At 77.6% G+C, this 897-nt stretch carries 1 protein-coding gene; it reads left to right on the forward strand.

Going from position 1 to position 897, the window contains the following annotated elements:
* Window positions 1–140 precede the first annotated feature (140 nt).
* A partial coding sequence (locus HMPREF3099_RS03765) for a CbiQ family ECF transporter T component (protein WP_305778343.1) occupies window positions 141–897 on the forward strand: 757 nt, incomplete at its 3' end.

Genomic DNA, 897 nt, shown 5'->3' on the forward strand with positions numbered 1-897 from the left:
CGCCGCACCCTGCGGCGGTCCCGACGGGCGCCGTCGTCCCTGCCCCACGTGTCGCCCGGGAGGGCACCCGGACCACCGGCCGGCGGCTGCACCCGTGGGCGTGGTGGGCGTGGGCGCTGCTCGTGGCCGCGGCGGTGTCGATGACGACCAACCCCTTGCTGGTGCTGCTGGTGGCCGCCGCCGTGGTGTCCGTGGCACTGCTCAAGCGCACCGACGACCTGTGGGCCCGCAGCCTGCGCGTGTACCTCCTGCTGGCCGCGATGGTGGTCCTGGTGCGCGTGGTGCTCCAGGTGCTGCTGGGCTCCGACCGGCCCGGCACGGTGCTGTTCACGCTGCCCGAGCTGCCCCTGCCCGACTGGGCGGCCGGCATCCGCGTGGGCGGTCCGGTGCGGGCGGAGTTCCTCCTGGCCACGGTCTACGACGCGCTGCGCCTGGGCGCGATGCTGCTGTGCGTGGGCGCCGCCAACGCCCTGGCCAACCCGCGGCGGGCGCTGCGCTCGGTGCCCTCGGCACTCCACGAGGTGTCGGTGGCCGTGGTCATCGCCCTCACCGTGGCCCCGCAGCTCGTGGTCTCCGGGGTGCGGGCCCACCGCGCCCGGCGCCTGCGCGGCGGACGCACACGTGGCCTGCGGATGGTGCGCACGCTGCTGGTGCCGGTGCTCGAGGACGCGGTGGAGCAGTCGATGGCGCTGGCCGCCGGCATGGAGGCCCGCGGCTTCGGGCGCACCCGCCCCGGCACGCCGCGGCGCCTCGTGGGGACGCTGCTGCTGGGCTCCGTGGTGGCCCTGACCTACGGCACCTTCGTGGTGCTCGGCGGGGCGGGCGCCCTGCACGGCACCGGGCTGCCGGTGTGGACCGGCCCGGTCGTGCTGGCCGCCGGCGTGGCCGCCGCGGCCG

This window comes from Kytococcus sp. HMSC28H12 (assembly GCF_001816045.1).
GTDB lineage: Bacteria > Actinomycetota > Actinomycetes > Actinomycetales > Dermatophilaceae > Kytococcus > Kytococcus schroeteri.